Genomic DNA, 20574 nt, shown 5'->3' with positions numbered 1-20574 from the left:
TTTCTATTTCATTCTTAACCTTTGTTTAGTTTTTTAAAATAAAAATAAAGAAACGACCAAAATCGCTTCTTTATTAGGTTTTCTTCCTATTTTTTCTTCCTATTATAAATAACATTTTATGGGAGTTTTTCTATACAAACAATGTCCTAAAAAGAACTTCTTTGTGAAAACTCTATGGAAACGTTTTTATATTTTTACTAAATCAAGTAGGTAATAACCTCATTTTTAGTTTTTCAATTGCCATATTTCTTTAGCGTATTGAGTAATGGTATCATCTGAGATGAACTTGTCAGAATTTGCAATATTGATAAAGCTCATGCGCATCCATTGATCTTGATTGCGGTAGAGCTGGTCAATCTTTTCTTGGGCTTCTACATAGGCTGTAAAATCTTCAAGCAAGAAATACTCATCATTGTACATAATCAGAGATTCATAAATTTCTGTTCCTTCACCTTGAATATTTGGAATGGTACCATTGATAAAGCTGTCAACAACACATCGAATAATCGTATTATTTTCATAAATACTACGTGAATAGTAATCATGGCGTTCATAATGACGATAGACATCATCTTTATCCATACCAAAGATGACAATATTATCGCTGCCAACTTCATCTTTAATTTCAATATTAGCTCCGTCCAGTGTTGCCAAGGTAATAGCACCTGTCATCATAAACTTCATGTTAGAGGCTCCAGATGCTTCTTTGGAAGCTAGTGAAATTTGTTCAGATACATTGGCTGCTGGGATAATTAATTCCGCAAGACTGACATTATAATTTTCAAGAAAAACAACTTTAAGTTTGCCATTTAAGCTAATATCGTTATTAATTAAATTAGCTAATTCATTAATCACTTTGATGACTAATTTTGCAAAATGGTAAGCTTGAATTAATTGTTTTAATTCCAAAATCCTATTTTCTGGTTTATGCGGTACCGTTGAAAAGCTAGCTTCAGGGACGTTGAAATTTTCAGGGTCATATCCCCAGTTATAGGCATAATTTCCGTCGGCATCGAAGGTCTGATGATGGTCAAAAATCGGCTGTAATTGAACATGGCTAATGCCTAATTTTTTCAAATAATCAAAACCTGTCTCATCACCATATGAATTATGCGGCTCTATAATTTCTGTAGTGGGTAAATCCACTGTAGAGATTATGGAGCCTTTTTTAGTGTAGAAAAAAAGTCCCATATGACCTATAATGAAAAGCGACTAAACTCATATTAGAAAGGGTTCATATGGAACAACTAAATCTTATCACAAATTTTCTCAGAATTAAAGACAAAAATATCACTATCACTGATGAATATAATATGGGGACTCACTTAGAACTCCACGGTCACTTGGACTACACAGCCCCTAAATGCCCAAAATGCAAGGGACAAATGGCTAAGTACGACTACCAGAAAACTTCTAAAATCCCCTACCTAGAAACTGCTGGCTACCCTTTGCTTATCCGTCTTCGAAAGCGTCGTTTCAAGTGTAAAGATTGCGGAAAAATGGCGGTAGCTGAAACTCCTCTTGTCAAGAAAAACCACCAAATCTCTGTCGCTGTTAACCAGAAGATCGCTCAATTACTCATCGAAAATCAAGCAATGCAACAGATTGCACACAGGCTATCTATCTCAACATCGTCAGTTATGAGAAAGCTCAATGAGTTCAAGTTTGAAACGGATTGGAATACCCTACCCGAGGTGATGAGCTGGGACGAGTATGCCTTCAAGAAGGGGAAAATGAGCTTCATCGCTCAAGATTTCGACTCCCTAAATGTCATCGCCATTCTCGACGGAAGAACCCAAGCAACCATCCGAAACCACTTTCTACGCTATCCTAGAAAGGTTAGAAATCGGGTCAAAGTGATTACCATGGATATGTTTAGTCCCTATTATCAACTTGCTAAACAGCTTTTTCCGAATGCAAAAATTGTACTCGATCGCTTTCATATCGTGCAACACCTTAGTCGTGCTATGAACCGTGTCCGTATTCAAATTATGAATCAATTCGACAGAAAATCCCAGGAATACCGAGCCTTGAAACGTTACTGGAAATTGATACAACAAGATAGCCGTAAACTCAGCGATAAACGATTTTATCGTCCTATGTTTCGAATGCATTTGACTAACAAGGAAATCCTAGAAAAACTCCTATCCTACTCAGATGAACTACGACAGCACTATGAACTCTATCAGCTTCTCTTATATCATTTCCAAGAGAAAAACTCAGATCATTTCTTTGACCTCATCGAACAGGAAATAGCCACTGTTAATCCTATTTTCCAGACGGTATTTAAGACATTTTTAAAGGATAAGGACAAGGTTTTAAACGCCATGGAATTGCCTTATTCCAACGCCAAACTGGAAGCTACCAATAATCTCATCAAAGTCATTAAGAGAAATGCCTTTGGTTTCAGGAACTTTGAAAACTTTAAAAAACGGATTTTGATTGCTTTGAACATAAAGAAAGAGAGAGCGAAGTTCGTCCTCTCTAGGTGTTAGCTTTTCATCTACCCACTACAGTTGACAAAGAGCCAATTATGCGTGCCAGATTGACACGCACCTAAAAATTTACCACGATATAATTCAGCAACTCCTGAAGTTAATGATTTTGAAAAATCACGAATATGTAATTCAGTAATCACTGCTTGGTTAGGATTATCTAGTCGCCAGTAAGCTTCCTTACCCTGTTTGACAGAAAATCCTTTTGGATTTCGGTGTTCTTGAGCTAAAATAACAGAACGTCTACCGTTTGTCATAGTGGCAATAGAATACGGGTCACGTGTATCCTGAAATATCTTATCACGATAATAAACACGGTAAGCATATGCCTGATAATCCAAATCATGCTCAATGGTCGCAAACCAAACACCGTGTGTATTATAAAGGTGATTATCCAGATTGATAATGTCACCACGTTCCATTGGGACGATATAATCAATGCTTGATTTATCGTCAGTTGTTTGATAGAAAATCAAATCAACCTTCGCTGCCGTTGGTCCCCAGAGATGAAACTCAGTTTTTTCTTTTTGGTACTGATAACCAAGCCACCCTTGAAATCCCCATTGATAATCAAAATACTGATAGTTCATTGCCATATCAAAGGCATGGCTATCACGATGACTGTAATAATGGCTAGTGATTGCTGCTTGATGTGAATAATAAAGCGTATCATCCCCCTCTACAATCCATGCTTCTGTCTTAGGAATGCCACTATTGCGCTGAATTCTAAAATCTCTTGTCTTGATAGACCAATTATGATTTTTTGACAATCACATAAATGTGCTCCAAAAAGAATGGACTATCTATCGTTAGATTTCCTACTAAGCCAAAACTATCAAATCCTGAGAATTGACTGTCTGTTCCTTCATGAAAGTCAATCCATTTCCACAAACTATAGTCAAAATAATTGCCATGCTGGCTATGATAATGAACGATAACTGTATTTTTCATAGGGTCGCCCTCAATTTCTATTCTTCTGAATTGAGCTCATCAACTTCCTGTGTGAATTTTTGGGCAATAGCTTCCAAATCTAAATCTTCTTGATTCCAAACGAGCGCATCATCTGAAATTTCATCTGTATTAGCAAAAAATGTGATGTGATTTTTGAGATTACGGAGCTTAATTGGTGCGTCACCACCGTACTCACCGTCCAAATTAATCATCATCTTCTTATCAGATAACGGTTCGATTTCTAAGAAATCAGTCTTGATATACTCGATACGTTTATCACCAATATGTTTTCCACCGTCTAATACCAAACGAATCAAACGTAAAATTTCAATCAAGTTAGCTGTCTTAACCAAAATCAAGGTGAATTTTCCGTCGTCTAGCTTAGCATCTGGCGCAATTTGTTCAAAACCACCGACTGAATTGGTAATGGCAGCGAAAATCATTGAAACGTCGCCTTCAAAAGAGCCTTTTTCGTGTTTAATACGAACAGGAACCGTACGAATTCCTGGTAGCAATTCAACACCTTTTGCCAAATAAGCCAAATACCCAAACATTGTCTTTAATTGGCTTGGCACACTATATGTTAATTCTGTGAATGAGCCTGCGGCAGCAATATTGATGAAATACGTATCTTCACGCGCTTGTCCAATATCCATTTGAATGGTTTGATTTTTACCAATAATCTTAGCAGCTTCAACTGGATTACCACGTGGAATCTTCAGAGCGCGCGCGAAATCATTGGTCGTTCCTGTCGGAATAATAGCCATTTGAGGTCGATTAGAAAGCGGAGCAATCCCGTTGACGACTTCGTGGATTGTACCGTCACCGCCAGCAGCAATCACCAAATCAAATCCAGCTTCTGCGGCACGTTTAGCCTCATCACGAGCAGAATTTGGCTCTGGTTTTGTCTGAAAAGCTGATGTTTCATAACCAAAACCTTCTAAAACATCTAGCACATCTGCCACGTTTTTCTTCATGATTTCCTGACCTGAAGTCGGATTGTAGATTAAACGTGCACGTTTTTGTTTCTTAGTCATAAAAATACCTCAACTTGTTTATAAACTTTCTAGCCAAGCTTCATCGCGAACATCAATTCCTAAAGCTTGGGCCTTGGTCAATTTTGAACCTGCATCTGTACCTGCGACAACAATGTCCGTCTTTTTGGACACGCTGTTGGTCACCTTTGCTCCTAAATTTTGCAATTTTTCTTTTGCTTCGTTTCGCGTTAAACGTTCCAATTTTCCAGTCAAAACAACTGTTAAACCTGCTAATTGAGCATCTTTTGAAACTTTTTTACCTAGGTAAGTAAAGTTGACACCTGCATTTTTCAATTCATGCAAGAGCTCTGTCGCTTCTTTTTTGGCAAAATAGCTGCGCAATGAGTTAGCAATAACTGTTCCCAAACCGTCAATGCTAGCAATGCTGTCAGCATCCGCAGCAACCAACTGATCAATTGTTTCAAAGACTTCCAACAATTGACGACTAGCCTTGGCACCGACATGACGAATTCCCAGTCCAAAAAGCAATTTATCAGCTGAATTTTCCTTAGAAAGCTGAATGGCATTGTAAAGTTTTTCAGCAGATTTTTCCTTAAAGCCATCCAAGCTTAGCAAATCTTCCACCGTTAATTGGTAAATGTCTGCGACATCATGAACCAATTCTGCTTTGAAAAGTTTCTTAACAATAGAAGGTCCTAAACCTGTGATATTCATGGCATCGCGGCTAGCAAAATGCGTTAAACGCTCTTGAATTTGACTTGGACAAAGCGGATTAATACAACGTAAAGCCACCTCATCTTCATAATGAATCAGTTCACTGCCACAAGACGGACAGCTTTCAGGAATCGGCATTGGTACTTGCTTATCACGTTTGCTATCAACAACATTCAGCACCGCTGGAATAATATCTCCCGCCTTATAGACGATAACCGTATCGCCAATGCGAATATCTTTTTCAGCAATGTAATCCACATTATGCAAAGTCGCACGGCTAACCGTTGTTCCTGCTAACTGAACAGGGCTAAGATTAGCGGTTGGTGTCACCACCCCAGTACGTCCAACAGTCCAATCAACCGAAAGAATTTCTGCTTCTTTTTCCTCAGCCGGGAATTTATAAGCAATTGCCCAACGAGGCGCCTTGACCGTAAAGCCAAGTTCTTCTTGCATAGCAAGACTATTGACCTTAATAACAATACCGTCAATATCGTATGGTAAACTATCACGCTCAGCGGCTACTTCTTGAATAAATTTCCAGATGTCTGCCATCGAAGATGTCGTGATACGTCGCGGATTAACCGAAAAACCGTAGCGAGACAATTCCTCCAAAACATCATTTTGCGTTGTCATGCTAGTTGATGCCACTTCTTGATAAAGAAATGTTGCCAAATTTCGCTTAGCAACAACTACTGTATTTAACTGACGTAATGTCCCTGCAGCCGCATTTCTCGGATTCGCAAATTCTGTCTGACCACTATCACGACGTTCCTCATTGATTTTATCAAATGACGCCTTTGGCAAATAAGCTTCACCACGAACTGTAATGTTAAGTGGCTGTGCCAATTTATGAGGAATGTCCTTGATACGTTTGACATTTTCAGTGATATTTTCACCAACTAAGCCGTCACCACGAGTGGCACCGACTTGCAACACACCATCAACATAAACTAGTGAAATTGACAAACCATCAATTTTCAGCTCTGCTATATAAGAGGCATTGGGAAATTCAGCTTTCACACGACGGTCAAAATCCTCTAATTCCTCACGTGAAAAAGCATCTTGCAGGCTATAAAGCGGTGTTTCATGCTGATATTTTTCAAAACCATCTAAAACAAGTCCACCCACTTCTTGCGTTGGACTATTTGGCAAAATCAACTCTGGATGAGCTTTTTCAAGCTCGACTAACTCGCGATAAAGCTTGTCATATTCGCTATCTGAGACCGTTGGTTGGTCCTCTGTGTAATACTCTTTTCGGTACTGGTTGAGCTCATCAACCAATTCTTGAATACGTTTTTTCATATTACTATTTTAACATATCTGGTAAAAAATGCTCTCTAAAAAAGCTAACTATTTTTTAAGAATTTCACTAAATAAAAAACTCCCTAAAAAGGAAGTTTTTAATCTATCATACAGTTAAATCAATACGTTTTCCAAGTTTGTCCATGATAATAGCACCAATCAATAGCGAAGCAAGTTCGCCTACTGCTGATGTAAACCAAGTCATCAAAAATGGTGAGCCACCAACATAATATAATTCTAGCGCAATAGTAAACATTGAAGCGGAAAACAATAATGAAAAGTAAAAGAATGCTTTGTTAAATAAGCCGTTAAATAAATATTGCTCCTTATAACGGTCAAATAAAATAACACCTAATGTTAGAAAAACAAACGTTTGGCTACCACCAACAAAGACATCAATCAAACCAAAGCTGTACAAATTGGCAATCATACAACCAAGCGTCAGCCCAACAATATACTTACGATTGTAAAATGCCATAAATACTAACATTTCCGAAATACGGAACTGATAAGCACCATACGAAATGGCGTTTAAAGGCGGTGTGACTGTCAACACAATATAAAGTGCAGCAACAAGCGCTACTTGCGCAAAATCACGAATAGTAAAATGTTTCATAAAAAATTTTTCTCCTTTAACGTTAAAGAGCGACAACTCTTCACGTCTCTAATATGCTTGACGAAAGGGAACTAAGCGTCAAGGGTTGTTTGCACAACGCTTAAAAGTATAGCACAAATTGTTAAAATTTGGTATAGTAGTTCTATGAAAAAGTTATTATCTAGTGAAGTTTTTAAATACTTATTTTTCGGTGTCCTTGCCACACTCGTTTACACGGGAACACGCTTAGTCATCTTTCCCCTAACGCAATCGGCAACGACTTCCGCAGTTATCGCTAACGTCATTGCTATCGTGTTTGCCTTCTTTACAAACGACTACTTCGTCTTTAATCAAGTTCGAACAGACTGGTTTAACCGTTTTGTTAAATTTTTTGTCGCGCGTCTATCAACACTTGCCCTAGACTTGATTTTAGCTTATCTTTTAGTCACAAAATTCCCTCACATTATCGGACAATTTGTCAATGATAATATTTCATTAGTCAACATGATTGAGACTGTTTTCTCACAAGTCCTTATCATTGTTTTAAACTATGTGCTTAGTAAATTATTAATTTTTAAAGATAAAAAATAACACCCCACAGGTGTTATTTTTTATCTTTATCTTGTTTGCGGTGTGTTAGAATGGAAAGAATGTCACCACGTCTGCTTTCCATTTTTCCTTGACGTAATTCTTGATAAGTTGCATTAAAGATAGCCCCTAAAATCAAAATGTGTGCTAGGAAAATAAACCATAACATTAAAACAAAAATCACAACCGAACCAAATGTTTTAATGTCAACCATGCGTTCAAAGGTTCTCAAAATATAATTGCTAAACAAATTATTCAAGAACACAATGACGAAAGAGGTGAAAATTGTTCCTGGTAAAATATAACGAAAACGTCTGATTTTGACATTTGGTAGAATAAAATACAATAACATCAACCCAAATACAATCGTCAAAACAGTCACCGGTTGAGACAAATTCAAGACAACCGTTGCAACCGTATCACTCAAATCATAGTGAGCACTAATAATTTGCAAAACAACCTTTGAAAAAGTAGAGAGGATTAACACGAACGTCAATAAGAAAAGAATGAGTAAGCTTGCCAAAACTCCAATCAAACGTCCAATCACAAAATCTCTGTGTTGTGAAACACCGTAAGCTTTATCAATGGCTTTTTGTAGAGAGGTCAGCGATTTAGACATTGTCCAGAAAGCCGTTAAAGTCGCAACTCCCAAAATACTACCAGAAGGTTTTAAAAAAATATCTGTCGTAATTGCCGAAACAGACGGGTAAAGATTGGTTGGTAAATTTTTTTCCATGAAAGACAATAACACTGAAATATCAATGTTAAGATAAGGAAAGATATTTGCCGCAATCACAATCAATGGGAATGCTGTCAGCAATAAATAATAAGCGACAGCAATCGCTGATAGATCAATCTCTGCACTTCGGTAATGTTTTAAATAAACCTGTAGCGGTTGCCACTCTAATCTAGACACTAATTTGTCTATAAGCTGCTTACGATTCATCCTAGTAAGTTCTTTCTTCTCCTTGACTTGTTAAAATAACAGGTCCGTCTTTGGTGATAACAAATTGATGCTCGTATTGGCATGACAAACTGCCGTCAAGTGTCTTATGAGCCCACCCAGTTTTCATGTCTGTATCGATTTCCCAAGTTCCTGTATTAATCATCGGCTCGATAGTCAACACCATACCTTCACGCAAACGGAGACCACGACCTGCTTTACCATAGTGTGGTACCATTGGTTCTTCGTGCATTGTTGGACCAACACCGTGTCCTACTAAATCACGAACAACACTATATCCACGGCTTTCAGCGTATTCTTGAATAGCTGCGCCGATATCACCGATACGGTTACCAACAACAGCTTTTTCAATTCCGATATAAAGGCATTCTTTGGTAACATCCATCAGATTTTTGACTTCGTCAGACACCTCACCAACAGCATATGCCCAACATGAGTCTGCCAATCCACCAGAGTATGATTCAGTGTATTTTTTAACTTGTGCGACATTGTCAAAGTTTAATTTTGAAACGTCAACAACTGATTTATCAAGTGGTTCGCTCAAAACCATATCAACTTTAAGCAAATCCCCTTCTTTTAAAATGTAATGGCGAGGAAAAGCGTGTGCCACTTCGTCATTAAGTCCGCAACATGTGGCATAAGGATAGTCCATGATAGAACCATCAACCCCGATTTGGAGCGGAAGAACGTTTGCTTCTTTACAGCGACGACGAACGTATTCTTCGACTTCCCACATATCAAGACCTGGTTTAATCAATTCACGTAAACCAATGTGAACTGAAGCTAGAAAATCTCCAGCGCGGTCCATTGCTTCAATTTCACGAGCTGATTTTAATGTAATCATATCAATAATATACTCCTATTAGTAATCTCTAAAAATGCATCAATAACACTAATTATACACTTATAGTCACCAAACTGTCAAAAATGGAATGATTTTGTCATTTAAATTAACCATTCTTTAATTAATTTTCGTTGTTACCAAGGCTTTAGCAACAATTTGATCTTCTAAAAGAATTTCAAAGTCAATCACCGAACTACGACGTTTTTCAGTAATGACACGTGGGCAAATCAGCAAACAATCATCAATCTGAACTGCTTGTACAAAATAAAGCATCAGTTGTTCAATGATGATATTTTTTTGATGTTTTTTGGTCAAAACACGAACACTGATATCTTTGATAAATTCTGTTAAGACACCTTGGGCAAAATTTCCAGTATTGTCAATCATCACAGGTTCAACCACAAATTTGTAAACACCATCTTCGTATTGCAAATTTGATAAAATCTGATCACTGTATGTATAAAGGTTAGAATGTTGTAGATTTGGCAGATTTTTAACCGCCTGACGGCGTGTAATAACCCCTAGCAAGGTCAAATCCTCTGCTACAACAGGAAGCATATCCAAATCTTCAAAAATCATTTTCTGGCTGATGTTAGCAAGACTGGCTTGCGGTTTTGCTACAATCAGATTACGCGACATGATACTCTTGATATCAATGTGATTTTCCTTGCCAACAATGTCTAACATACTAACAACGCCGATAACCATATTTTTACTATTTACAACAGGAAAACGCACATTTGCCGTTTGTTTAATCATCGCATTAAATTCACGAATCGTATCGCCTTCCTTCAAAAAGCCATAGTCTTCCTTAGTCTGACAGACTTGCTCAACAGTCGTCAAGTCCGTTTTAATCCGAATATTTGAAAGGGCATGGTTAATCATCGTCGCCACGGTAAAAGTGTCATAGTGCGTGACCATGACAGGGATTCCGAGCTCGTCAGCGATACGAATCACCTCATCAGAAACAGACAATCCCCCCGTTACTAGAATGGCATTGTGTTTTTCAAGCGCCAACAGTTGAATATTTTCACGGTCGCCGACAATCAAAAGTCCACCTTTGACAAGGTAACGTAAAATATTTTCTTGAGTCATCGCACCAATTGAAAACTTGCTAAATTCACGACTAAGCCCAGCCTTACCTGCCAGAACCTCAGAGTCACTAATGCGAGCAATTTCTGAATAGGTAAAACGCTCAATGCGAACAGCTGGCTTTTTTTCGATACGAACCGTACCACTACGCGGTCTTGTTTCAACAATGCCACGGTTTTCGGCTTCCTTAATCGCACGATAAGCCGTACCATCACTCACTTTTAAGTGATTTGAAATGCTTCGCACACTCACGCGCTTTCCAACTGGAAGATTCTCCAAATACTCTAAAATTTTCTGATGTTTACTCATAACGATAATCACCTTTACTGATTTGATGATCAACGTAATCTCGCATTTTGCGTGTATAACGGTCACTTCCTTTGAAGCGTTGTTTCAATTTGAAACCTGATTTTTGCGCAACACGTTGACTAGCCAAATTTTCTTCATGGACAATAACATGTAATTCTTTAAAGCCAAATTCCTGAAAGCTTAAAAAACATAAGGTTTTCAAGCATTCTGTCATCAAGCCTTGTCCCCAAAACTGTTGATTTAAAAAATAACCAATTTCTGCAGATAAACGATTCAAATCTATCTTCTCAAATCGAATACAGCCAATCATTTTATGAGATTTTTTATCTTCAATTGCCCAAACCCCAAGTGGCTCTTTCATGAAATAATGAACCATTAGATAATCACTTTCATGGTGACTAGCTCGACTTGGAAAAATAAACCGAAGATTATCAGGATTGCTACAAATCTCAAAAAAGTCCTGACTATCCTTATAAGCAAAAGGGCGTAAATACATGCGCTCTGTCTCAAAAAACGCATAACGTCCCAAACGTGTCCAAATATCCATAGTTCTATTATATCACAAGAGGTTCTAATTTTGTCTCTTGCTATCTGACCACGCGCGACAAAGAAAGAAGCCCTTAGGCTTCCTCTTAATCTTCAATTAATTTAATATCAGCACCTAGGTCTGTTAATTTTTCAATGATATTTGAATAACCGCGCAAAATAAATTCAACGTTGGTAATTTCTGTTTGACCTTCTGCCATTAGACCTGCAATAACAAGCGCTGCACCTGCACGCAAATCAGACGCTTTAACAGGAGCTCCTGTTAATTTATTAGGTCCTTGGTAAGCAATACGACCACCAACAATAGAAATATCAGCACCCATTCGTACCAATTCAGCAACGTGATTAGTACGTTTTTCATAAATGATATCTAGGATAGTACCACGTCCTTCAGCTGTCAACAACAACGGTGTGATTGGTTGTTGCAAATCAGTCGCAAAACCTGGATATGGTGACGTTTTCACTGACACAGCTTTCAATACTGATTGTTTTTCAACAAAGATAGAATCCTCTTCAACCGTCATACGAACGCCCATTTCTTCGAGTTTTGCAATGTAACTCTCTAAGTGTTCATAAAGGACATTGGTAATACGAACCCCTTCACCCATTGCTGCTGCCATGGCAATATAAGTACCAGCTTCAATACGGTCAGGAATGATTTGGTGACGTGTGCCATGAAGGTAATCAACACCTTCAATTGTAATCACATCTGTACCAGCACCACGAATGTGAGCTCCCATATTGTTTAACAAAGTAGCTACGTCAATGATTTCTGGCTCACGCGCAGCATTCTCAATAATCGTACGACCATTTGCCTTAGTTGCTGCAAGCATCGTATTAATCGTCGCGCCAACACTGACCGTATCCATATAGATATGTGCACCATGAATAGATTCACCGTTTGTCGCCAAGCGCATTGCTTCATCTTCATACGAAATCGTAGCCCCCATAGCTTCAAAAGCTTTAAGGTGTAAATCAATAGGACGAGGGCCAAGGTCACAACCACCTGGTAGACCTACTGTAGCCTCACCAAAACGACTTAATAAACTACCATAGAAGTAATATGATGCACGTAAACTATTAATCTTACCATAAGGCATTGGCTGATTTTTTATGCCACGTGGATCAATTTCAAGAGTATCCTCTTTTCTTTTTACTTTAGCGCCCATGATTTCCATGATTTCAATTAAACTATCAACATCGGAAATAGCAGGAACACCATCTAATATAACAATATCCTCTGCAAGAATAGTCGCAGGAATCAAAGCCACTACACTATTCTTTGCACCTGAAATAGCAACCTCTCCCTTTAAAGGTTTGCCACCATTAATCACAATTTTACGCATACATCCAAAACTTTCTGCTAGAATTCAACCTTTTTATTCTAACACATATTATTCAAATTGACAAATCAGTTCTTAAGTAATATTTTTACGATTTGTAAAGTTTTATGATATTCTTATTGTTTCAACACTACAGAAGTCATGACATATTATTTGTATTTGTCAAATTTTCTAATTTATCAAAACATCATGTATAGTTAAGTTAATCCCAAAAGTTAATAAAATTAAAAATCGCCGCACCAAAGGTACAACGATTTATATTTTTTATTTTACTGCTTTTTTCAAAGCGTCTACTTTATCAAGTTTTTCCCATGGGAGGTCAATATCTGTACGTCCCATATGTCCATATGCAGCCGTTTGACGGTAAATTGGACGTTTCAAATCAAGCATTTGAATAATTCCTGCCGAGCGAAGGTCAAAAACTTCACGAACAGCAGCTTCCAATTTGCTTTCAGCAACGGTATTAGTACCAAATGTATCCACACGAACCGAGACAGGTTGCGCTACACCAATAGCATACGCCAATTGCACTTCTGCTTTAGTGGCAAAACCAGCAGCAACAATATTTTTAGCAATATAACGCGCAGCATATGAGGCTGAACGGTCCACTTTTGTCGCATCTTTACCAGAGAAAGCACCGCCACCATGACGCGCATAGCCACCATAAGTATCAACAATAATCTTACGACCAGTCAAACCAGAGTCACCTTGAGGACCACCGATTACGAAACGACCAGTTGGGTTGATGAAGAATTTTGTCTTATCATCAAGATATTTTTCTGGAATAACCGCTTTGATAACTTTTTCAATTACATCTTGACGAATTTGGTCATTTGTCGCTTCTGGGTCATGCTGTGTAGAGACAACAACAGTGTCCACACGAACTGGCTTGTCATTTTCATCATATTCAACAGTTACTTGTGATTTAGCATCTGGACGAAGATAGGAAATCTCACCAGATTTACGCAAATCAGCCAATTTCTTCACCAATTTATGTGAAAGTGAAATTGGTAATGGCATTAATTCAGGTGTTTCATCAATGGCAAAACCAAACATTAGCCCTTGGTCACCTGCACCAATCAAATCAAGCGGGTCTTGGTCTGCATTTCCACGAACCTCAAGCGCTTCGTTAACCCCTTGTGCAATATCAGGTGATTGTTCAACCAATGACGGGTGAACCCCAACCGATTCAGCAGCGAAGCCATATTCAGCATTAGTATAACCAATTTCGGCGATGGTATCGCGAACAATACGATTAATATCAACATAAGCTGTCGTTGAAATTTCACCAAAAATATGAACTGATCCAGTGTATACGGCTGTTTCTGCCGCAACGTGCGCATCAGGATCTTGTTCCAACACAGCATCTAAAATAGCATCTGAAATTTGGTCTGCAATCTTATCTGGATGCCCCTCAGAAACTGATTCAGACGTGAAAAGTTTACGTTCTGACATAAAAATGTCCCCCCTTAAAAATTTCAAAAATTGCTTAATACGTTACCATAAAAAGCACTTGTTAAAAATTCCATGGTTTTCTTCCAGAATCAACTTACCGTTCGAGTTATGACGGTAAAAAGCAGCATTCGATAATAATGATGCTTTTTGCCTAGTAAGTCTCTTAGGAAAAATTCCATAGGATTTTCCGTTGTTTTATGAGTGAGTTCACTCACCATAAAACAAAGAGAGTTACAAAGTACCAACCTACATCTTCTAAAAAAGATGGCGCGGTTAATGGCGGGTTAATCAAGGTAGCGAAATCGCAGATAATACCGAAGTATATCAAGATGAGCTAACGAAGATTAACACGTTATTAGACCACCAGATTGTCTTATCGGGACTCATTAACTTACTTATTGTACCATGTTTTACCGTAAATGCCTATAACAAATTTATTATCAAGTTATAACTTTTACCTATCTTTATAAAGGTGATATTAGTTTCATCTTGATGACATCTTTGTCACTTCATGTACAATACCTTTATAAATTTAACAATATTGAAGCTTTGTTAAGAATATTTGCCAAAAATATATTATACTAAAGATATGAAAACCTACGAAAAACTTTATGATTATCTCAAGACACAAGACGATTATGTTAGCGGGGAAAAATTGGCGCAAGAATTTGAGCTATCTCGCACAGCTATTTGGAAAGCGATTAAAACCTTGGAAGACAAGAGTGTTCAAATTCATTCGGTTAAAAAACGGGGTTATAAAATTATCTCAGGTGACCTACTACTCCCTGAACAAATTGCAACCAATCTTAATATCGCGGTCACTTTGAATGAAAAAAGTGAATCAACTCAGTTAGATGCTAAAAATAATATCGATACTGACAAGCAGCCGCACCTTTACCTAGCTCCAAGTCAAGAAATGGCTAAGGGACGCTTTGGCAGACGTTTTTTCGCCTCAAAACAAGGCGGAATCTATATGTCTCTTCACCTAAAACCAAACGTTCCTTTCGAACAAGTTAAACCCTATACACTCATGGTTGCATCTAGCATTGTCAAGGCTATTTCTCGTTTGACAGGTATTGAAGCCGAAATAAAATGGGTCAACGATATCTACCTAAAGGGTAAAAAAATCGCAGGTATTTTAACCGAAGCGATTTCATCTGTTGAAACTGGCTTAATTACTGATGTGATTATTGGTGTCGGACTTAATTTTCATATCACAGATTTTCCAGACGATATTGCACAAAAAGCTGGAACCCTTTTTAGCGAACAGCCAACTATCACACGTAATCAATTAATTACTGAAATTTGGAATCTTTTCTTCACAATTCCTCAAAAAGATTTGGTAAAAGTTTATAAAGAAAAATCACTTGTTTTAAACAAACAAGTGACCTTTATCGAAAATGATATTCTCTTTTCAGGTGTAGCTGAAGAAATTACAGACCATGGACATCTTCTTGTTAAACTTGACAATGGTCAAGAAAAATTATTACGTAGTGGTGAAATCAGTCTTTCTTCTTGGTAGTTGATGTCAACGTGTGAATGAATTTGTCGACCTTATAGGTACGCTTGAGGTCGCGAAAAAGCAATATTCCCCAAAAGAAAGCAAATAAATAATCACCTTCAAATAAACATTCATTAAAAAAGTATGTTTCAAAAGCGCACATCAGCGCCACAAATATAAAACGGCTTTTAGTCATGTTTCTATTATAACATACCTTCATTATTTTGACAGATTCCACAGAATCTGTTGTTTAGAAAAAGTTTTTTTGATACTTCCCTTAGGTTCCTCGCTTTTTTATTTCTAGGCTCAGACCTCAAACCATCCAAGGAAGTCTCAAAACTTTCGTGTGGCTGATTTTATCAATACCTTAGCCACTTTCATCACAGTGGTAAGTATTATTTGTTGCTCACTTCGTTCGCAAATAATCCTAAAATCGAACAGAGAAACAACAATTGTTTGCAACTTAGTTTAAGTAAAAAGTAAGTTTATCTACATTAAAAAAGAACTTCGTTTTGAAGTGACCCCCAAATGTTAGACTAAATATTTAAGTTAAGGATTGAGTTCTGTATTGCACAGGACTTAGTCCTTTTAATGTAAGTTTGATTCGTTTAGTGTTGTAGTAGTTGATATATTCTGAAATAGCTGTTTTCAATGTTTCGAGAGAAGTAAATTCCTTCTCAAACCCATAAAACATTTCTGTCTTCAATGTTCCAAAGAAAGATTCCATCATGCCGTTGTCTAAGCTATTTCCTTTACGCGACATGGACGGTCTCATTCCATGCTCCTCAAGAAAATGATGGTAGTAAGTGTGTTGATATTGCCATCCTTGGTCACTATGTAAAATAGTGTCCTGATAAGTTTGTTCAGGAAAAGCCTCGGAAAGCATTGTTTTAAGTTGTTGTAAGTTTGGCGAGGTAGATAAATTGTATGCAATAATCTCACTGTTAAAGCCATCAAGAACTGGTGATAGATACAATTTTTGATCACTAGCAGGAATTGAAAACTCTGTTACATCGGTATAACACTTCTTAAGTGGTTGGGCAGCTTTAAATTGACGCTTAATGAGATTATCAGCTTTCTTGCCGACCTCACCTTTATAAGAGTTATAGCGACGTTTCGCACGGATTCTAGCTTTCAAACCAAGTTCTGTCATCAGACGTTGAACTTTCTTATGGTTAACTTTATAGCCTCGATTTTTAAGTTCGAGGTGAATTCTACGGTAACCATATCTCCCTTTGTTCTCAGAATAAATATTTTGAATAGCTTCTTTTAATTCTTTGTTTTTATCTACCTGGGTTAGACGTTTAACCTGATAATAGTAGGTTGATCGAGACAACTTCAAAATATTAAGTAGGATTCTTAAATCAAATACATTGATTAGTCCTTGAATGATTTCTGTTGCTCTTTGAGCCTTGCTTCGTCCCTCAATCGGAGTTCTCTCAACTTTTTTAGTACGGCATTCTCCGCTCTAAGGTACTCATTTTCATATTGAAGACGCTCTAATTCAGTCATTTCTTCAAGTTTTTTCTTTGGTTTGCGTCCCATTTTTACAGGTCTCCCTCTTGATTTCTCAAGAATAGTATACCCGTTTTTCTTGTATTGCGCTATCCAATTAGGAAGCATTCCCTTATTTGGTAATCCATAATCTAGAGAAACCTCTAGCTGAGACCTACCTTTCATCAGAACTTCTTTTATGATTTCTTGCTTTAGTTCAGGAGAATAATACCTATTTTTCCTTTTACAAACGCTTTCCAATCCGTGTATATCAATAAGACGGACCATGTATTGAAGGTTATACTTACTAATATTAAATGTTTGACTGATTTTAGACCATGTCCAACCAGATTGTCGTAAGCGATAGATTTCAATTTTATCTTCATAACTTAATTTCATAGAAAAACACCCCAAAAGTTAGATTTGTTGTCTAACTTTTGGGGTGCAGTTCATTTGAAGTTCTTTTTTAATCCTCAATCTTATTAATTTTATCTGCTAGGAAATCAAAGCCTTCTGGAATAAAATTTTCTTCTTGCACTTCTTCCTGTGCTGGCTCTTTGCGTTGTTTTTTCAAATTTTTAGCAAATTCTGTTCGGATACTGTTGAAGTCTTTACGTGGAACAGCCAAAATATTTGGTGAAAAACCTGCTGCCTTACTCATGATGTTGCCAAACATATCGTTAAGGTCAGTTCGTTTCATGGCTTGTTCCGCATTAAAAGCTGCATCAAAAGCTAAAATAGCATTTTCACTATTGGCAAGAACCGGCTCCGAACCTAGCAAAAGCGCGCGGTCTTGAGCAGAAATACTATCCAAAATCTCATTCCACGCTCCTTTAAGAGCTTCTAGATATTCCCTTGATTTCTGACTATCAACAATCGTTTCTTCCATGATGGTCAAAATCTTCACGCGGTCCACTTTAAACTTAAAGCCAGTAACTGATTTTTTGCGACTTACCGTTTTTTGAGAAAGAGCTGAGCTATCAATCTTAGAAAGTTCTTCTTTCAAGTCTTTGATTTCACTCTTGAGCTTTGCTAATTCATCTGACAATCCGTCTGGAACTTGTGCTGTTGAAATTTCTTTTCCTGCTTCTGATAATTGAATTGTTAACATTTCAGCATAGATTTTAGGTTGAACACCATTTTTGATCTCAGGCAAAGCTTTCGTCACCAAATCAATCATTGTAAAAATACGATTTTGTTCAATAGTCGCTAAATTCTCTTGGAATGTTTGGCTCGTATGTGTATTTTCACCACCAGTTTGAACGACCAATAAATCACGTAAGTAATTTAACAAATCCGTCGCAAAGCGACTCATGCTCTTTCCGCTATCAAAAATAGTTTCCAAATTTGCCAAAGCTTGACTGGTTTGATTTGCCAAAACATTTGCCACAAAATCATCTAAGGCTGTCATTGAAATGCTACCTGTGATTTCTTCTGCGATAGCAAGCGACACATGATTATCGGGTGTTAAACTAAGCGCTTGGTCAAGAATCGAAAGCGCATCACGCATTCCACCCTCAGCACAACGCGCAATCAAGGTCAAGGCATCTTCTTCATAGCTAATTTCTTCTTTGTCAAGAATATTAGCTAAATGTTCACGAATAGCCACTAATTTAATCGCTTTAAATTCAAATCGTTGCACACGTGATAAAATCGTTGCTGGAATTTTATGCAATTCTGTTGTTGCTAAAATAAAAACAACATTTTCTGTTGGTTCTTCCAACGTTTTCAAAAGCGCATTAAAAGCACCTGTCGATAACATATGCACTTCATCAATGATGTAAACTTTATAAGTTGCACGACTTGGTGCGTAGGTTGATTTATCACGAATTTCACGAATTTCATCAACACCATTATTTGATGCAGCGTCGATTTCAATGACATCTTCAAGGCTACCATTTGTAATATCACGACAAATATCGCAATGATTACATGGCTCGCCATTGACTTGATTAGGGCAGTTCATCGCCTTAGCAAAAATTTTAGCAGCACTTGTTTTCCCTGTTCCACGAGGACCAGAAAATAGATAAGCATGGCTAATTTTTCCTGAAGAAACTGCTTGTTTTAAAGTTGTTGAAATGACCGTTTGCCCAACCATTTCATCAAAAGTTTGGCTACGATATTTTCGATAAAGTGCTTGATACATTATTTTTCAACTCCAAACATATCCAAATTCCAATATGATTTTTCCAAAAGTACGGTAACAAATTTTTCAAGATACTCTTGGTCAATCGCATCATAATCATCTGTTAAACGTGAGTCCAAATCCAGAACACCCACCAATTGGTTATTTTTAACCATAGGAACAACGATTTCACTCATGGCTGCTGAATCACAAGAAATATAATTAGCATGTTTTGTCACATCTGCCACGATTATCGTTTCTTGACTAGCTGCTGCTTCACCACAAACACCTTTTCCAAGTGCAATGTGAACGCACGATACCCCGCCTTGAAAAGGACCCAAAAGCAATTCCTGACCATCAAATAAATAAAAACCTGTAAAAACAGAATTTGGCAAAGTCATCTTTAAGAGAGCGCTAGCATTTGAAAGATTTGATAGCAGATTTTTTTCGTTAGCAAATAGCGCTTTCGCCTGTGCTAACATGATTTGATAATTCTCTATTTTCTTTGTGTTTTCCATAAGGTTTATTATATCAAAAAATTAGCCTGCCGTCATATTTTGCTTAGAATAAACAAACACCACAAAAAGTCTGAAATAATCATATTTCAGACTTTTTCTATATTTTATTAAATGAACTACAACTGTTATTTTGCCTACTACTCTTTAAATTATTGCCAATAACTTGGACGATTTTTTTCGTAGGCTGCTATCAAATTTTCATATTGAAGCGTGATACCAATGTCATCAAGTCCAAGAACAAGTTTACGCTTCCACTCGCTATCAATCTCAAACGGAAATTCTCCCGCAGATGACTTGATGACTTGGTTTGGTAAATCAATCGTAATTTCTTCGCCAGCTGGTAGTGCAGCTAACTTCTGACGGACTTCCAAAGGTTGAACAATTGGAAGCATCCCATTTTTCAATTCATTATTGTAGTGAATATCAGAAAATGAGCCTGCAATCACACAACGAAAACCATAATCTTCCAAGGCCCAAGCAGCGTGTTCACGTGATGACCCTGAACCAAAGTTATCCCCTGAGATCAAAATCGTTGCATCACGATATTTAGGTTTGTTAAAGATAAAATCTGGATTTTCATCGTAATTATCATTGAGATAGCGCCACTCAAACAGCAAATTTTTACCAAAACCTTTTTTATCAACAGCCTTCAAGAACTGTTTTGGAATGAGCTGGTCAGTATCAATATTATCATTCATCAAAGGGACAGATTTCCCTGTGTAAACAGTAAATTTTTCCAT

Annotated in this window: 18 protein-coding genes, 2 pseudogenes and 1 riboswitch; of the genes and pseudogenes, 3 read left to right on the top strand and 17 right to left on the bottom strand. The window is 37.3% G+C overall.

All coding sequences use genetic code 11. The features are described from left to right. Window positions 1-225: 225 nt before the first annotated feature. Both SMA_RS03740 and SMA_RS11660 read right to left on the bottom strand, forming a co-directional pair. A complete protein-coding gene (locus tag SMA_RS03740) occupies window positions 226-891 on the bottom strand; it encodes a glycogen/starch/alpha-glucan phosphorylase (protein WP_081498602.1) in 666 nt (221 codons plus the stop codon). After that, window positions 871-1110: pseudogene (locus SMA_RS11660) on the bottom strand (type I pullulanase); the annotation flags it as partial. The gene SMA_RS03740 and the pseudogene SMA_RS11660, both read right to left, overlap by 21 nt. Window positions 1111-1238: 128 nt before the next feature. Here SMA_RS11660 and SMA_RS03735 point away from each other — a divergent pair. Then, on the top strand, window positions 1239-2495 hold the full coding sequence (locus SMA_RS03735; RefSeq protein ID WP_014294295.1) for an ISL3 family transposase: 1257 nt from the start codon (window positions 1239-1241) through the stop codon (window positions 2493-2495). Between the two features lie 35 nt (window positions 2496-2530). Here the strand turns inward: SMA_RS03735 and SMA_RS03730 are convergent. The 4 genes and pseudogenes from SMA_RS03730 to SMA_RS03715 form a co-directional block, all read right to left on the bottom strand. After that, window positions 2531-3446 (bottom strand): annotated as a pseudogene (locus SMA_RS03730) (pullulanase-associated domain-containing protein); the annotation flags it as partial. 17 nt (window positions 3447-3463) lie between these two features. Beyond that, window positions 3464-4483, bottom strand: a complete 1020-nt coding sequence (locus tag SMA_RS03725; RefSeq protein ID WP_014294294.1) for a diacylglycerol kinase family lipid kinase — start codon at window positions 4481-4483, stop codon at window positions 3464-3466. Window positions 4484-4501: 18 nt separating this feature from the next. Beyond that, window positions 4502-6460, bottom strand: a complete 1959-nt coding sequence (ligA, locus tag SMA_RS03720; RefSeq protein WP_014294293.1) for an NAD-dependent DNA ligase LigA — start codon at window positions 6458-6460, stop codon at window positions 4502-4504. 106 nt (window positions 6461-6566) lie between these two features. Next, window positions 6567-7076, bottom strand: coding sequence for a QueT transporter family protein (locus SMA_RS03715; protein WP_014294292.1), 510 nt, complete (start codon window positions 7074-7076; stop codon window positions 6567-6569). Between the two features lie 3 nt (window positions 7077-7079). Further along, window positions 7080-7192: riboswitch (PreQ1 riboswitch) on the bottom strand. A gap of 28 nt (window positions 7193-7220) precedes the next feature. Here SMA_RS03715 and SMA_RS03710 point away from each other — a divergent pair. Further along, a complete protein-coding gene (locus SMA_RS03710; RefSeq protein ID WP_014294291.1) occupies window positions 7221-7646 on the top strand; it encodes a GtrA family protein in 426 nt (141 codons plus the stop codon). 13 nt (window positions 7647-7659) lie between these two features. Here the strand turns inward: SMA_RS03710 and SMA_RS03705 are convergent, their stop codons facing one another. From SMA_RS03705 to metK, 6 genes are all read right to left on the bottom strand, one after another. Next, a complete protein-coding gene (locus SMA_RS03705) occupies window positions 7660-8589 on the bottom strand; it encodes a YihY/virulence factor BrkB family protein (RefSeq protein WP_014294290.1) in 930 nt (309 codons plus the stop codon). A 1-nt stretch (window position 8590) separates the two neighbouring features. Then, entirely contained in the window at window positions 8591-9451 is an 861-nt protein-coding gene (locus SMA_RS03700) for a methionyl aminopeptidase (RefSeq protein WP_014294289.1), read from the bottom strand. A gap of 117 nt (window positions 9452-9568) precedes the next feature. Then, window positions 9569-10852, bottom strand: a complete 1284-nt coding sequence (spxR, locus tag SMA_RS03695) for a CBS-HotDog domain-containing transcription factor SpxR (protein WP_014294288.1) — start codon at window positions 10850-10852, stop codon at window positions 9569-9571. After that, entirely contained in the window at window positions 10845-11399 is a 555-nt protein-coding gene (locus tag SMA_RS03690) for a GNAT family N-acetyltransferase (protein WP_014294287.1), read from the bottom strand. Before SMA_RS03690 ends, spxR begins: the two co-directional genes overlap by 8 nt. 85 nt (window positions 11400-11484) lie before the next feature. After that, window positions 11485-12744 (bottom strand): UDP-N-acetylglucosamine 1-carboxyvinyltransferase, encoded by a 1260-nt coding sequence (gene murA / locus SMA_RS03685; RefSeq protein WP_014294286.1) that lies wholly within the window; start codon window positions 12742-12744, stop codon window positions 11485-11487. Window positions 12745-13005: 261 nt separating this feature from the next. Then, window positions 13006-14196 (bottom strand): methionine adenosyltransferase, encoded by a 1191-nt coding sequence (gene metK, locus SMA_RS03680; protein WP_014294285.1) that lies wholly within the window; start codon window positions 14194-14196, stop codon window positions 13006-13008. A 589-nt stretch (window positions 14197-14785) separates the two neighbouring features. Here metK and birA point away from each other — a divergent pair. Continuing rightward, window positions 14786-15718 (top strand): bifunctional biotin--[acetyl-CoA-carboxylase] ligase/biotin operon repressor BirA, encoded by a 933-nt coding sequence (gene birA / locus SMA_RS03675; protein WP_044563010.1) that lies wholly within the window; start codon window positions 14786-14788, stop codon window positions 15716-15718. Here the strand turns inward: birA and SMA_RS10855 are convergent. From SMA_RS10855 to leuD, 5 genes are all read right to left on the bottom strand, one after another. Next, window positions 15699-15893 carry a DUF3272 family protein gene (locus tag SMA_RS10855; RefSeq protein WP_014294283.1) on the bottom strand — a complete coding sequence of 65 codons (195 nt, stop codon included), beginning with the start codon at window positions 15891-15893 and terminating at the stop codon, window positions 15699-15701. The two genes, birA and SMA_RS10855, sit on opposite strands and share 20 nt — an antisense overlap. Window positions 15894-16241: 348 nt before the next feature. Next, window positions 16242-17590, bottom strand: a protein-coding gene (locus tag SMA_RS10850; protein WP_115266054.1) for an IS3 family transposase whose coding sequence is annotated in 2 segments (ribosomal slippage) — window positions 16242-17149 and window positions 17149-17590 — 1350 coding nt in all. Because the reading frame shifts where the segments join, the coding sequence is not laid out codon by codon here. Window positions 17591-17657: 67 nt separating this feature from the next. Then, complete coding sequence (gene dnaX, locus SMA_RS03660; protein ID WP_014294280.1) at window positions 17658-19337, bottom strand: DNA polymerase III subunit gamma/tau; 1680 nt, start codon at window positions 19335-19337, stop codon at window positions 17658-17660. Next, on the bottom strand, window positions 19337-19834 hold the full coding sequence (gene msrC, locus SMA_RS03655) for a free L-methionine (R)-S-oxide reductase MsrC (RefSeq protein WP_014294279.1): 498 nt from the start codon (window positions 19832-19834) through the stop codon (window positions 19337-19339). Before msrC ends, dnaX begins: the two co-directional genes overlap by 1 nt. 149 nt (window positions 19835-19983) lie before the next feature. After that, window positions 19984-20574, bottom strand: a complete 591-nt coding sequence (leuD, locus tag SMA_RS03650; RefSeq protein ID WP_014294278.1) for a 3-isopropylmalate dehydratase small subunit — start codon at window positions 20572-20574, stop codon at window positions 19984-19986.

Source organism: Streptococcus macedonicus ACA-DC 198 (assembly GCA_000283635.1).
Classification (GTDB): Bacteria; Bacillota; Bacilli; order Lactobacillales; family Streptococcaceae; genus Streptococcus; species Streptococcus macedonicus.
The sequence above is the reverse complement of the archived record's forward strand: the minus strand, read 5'-3'. Positions and strand labels throughout refer to the sequence as shown.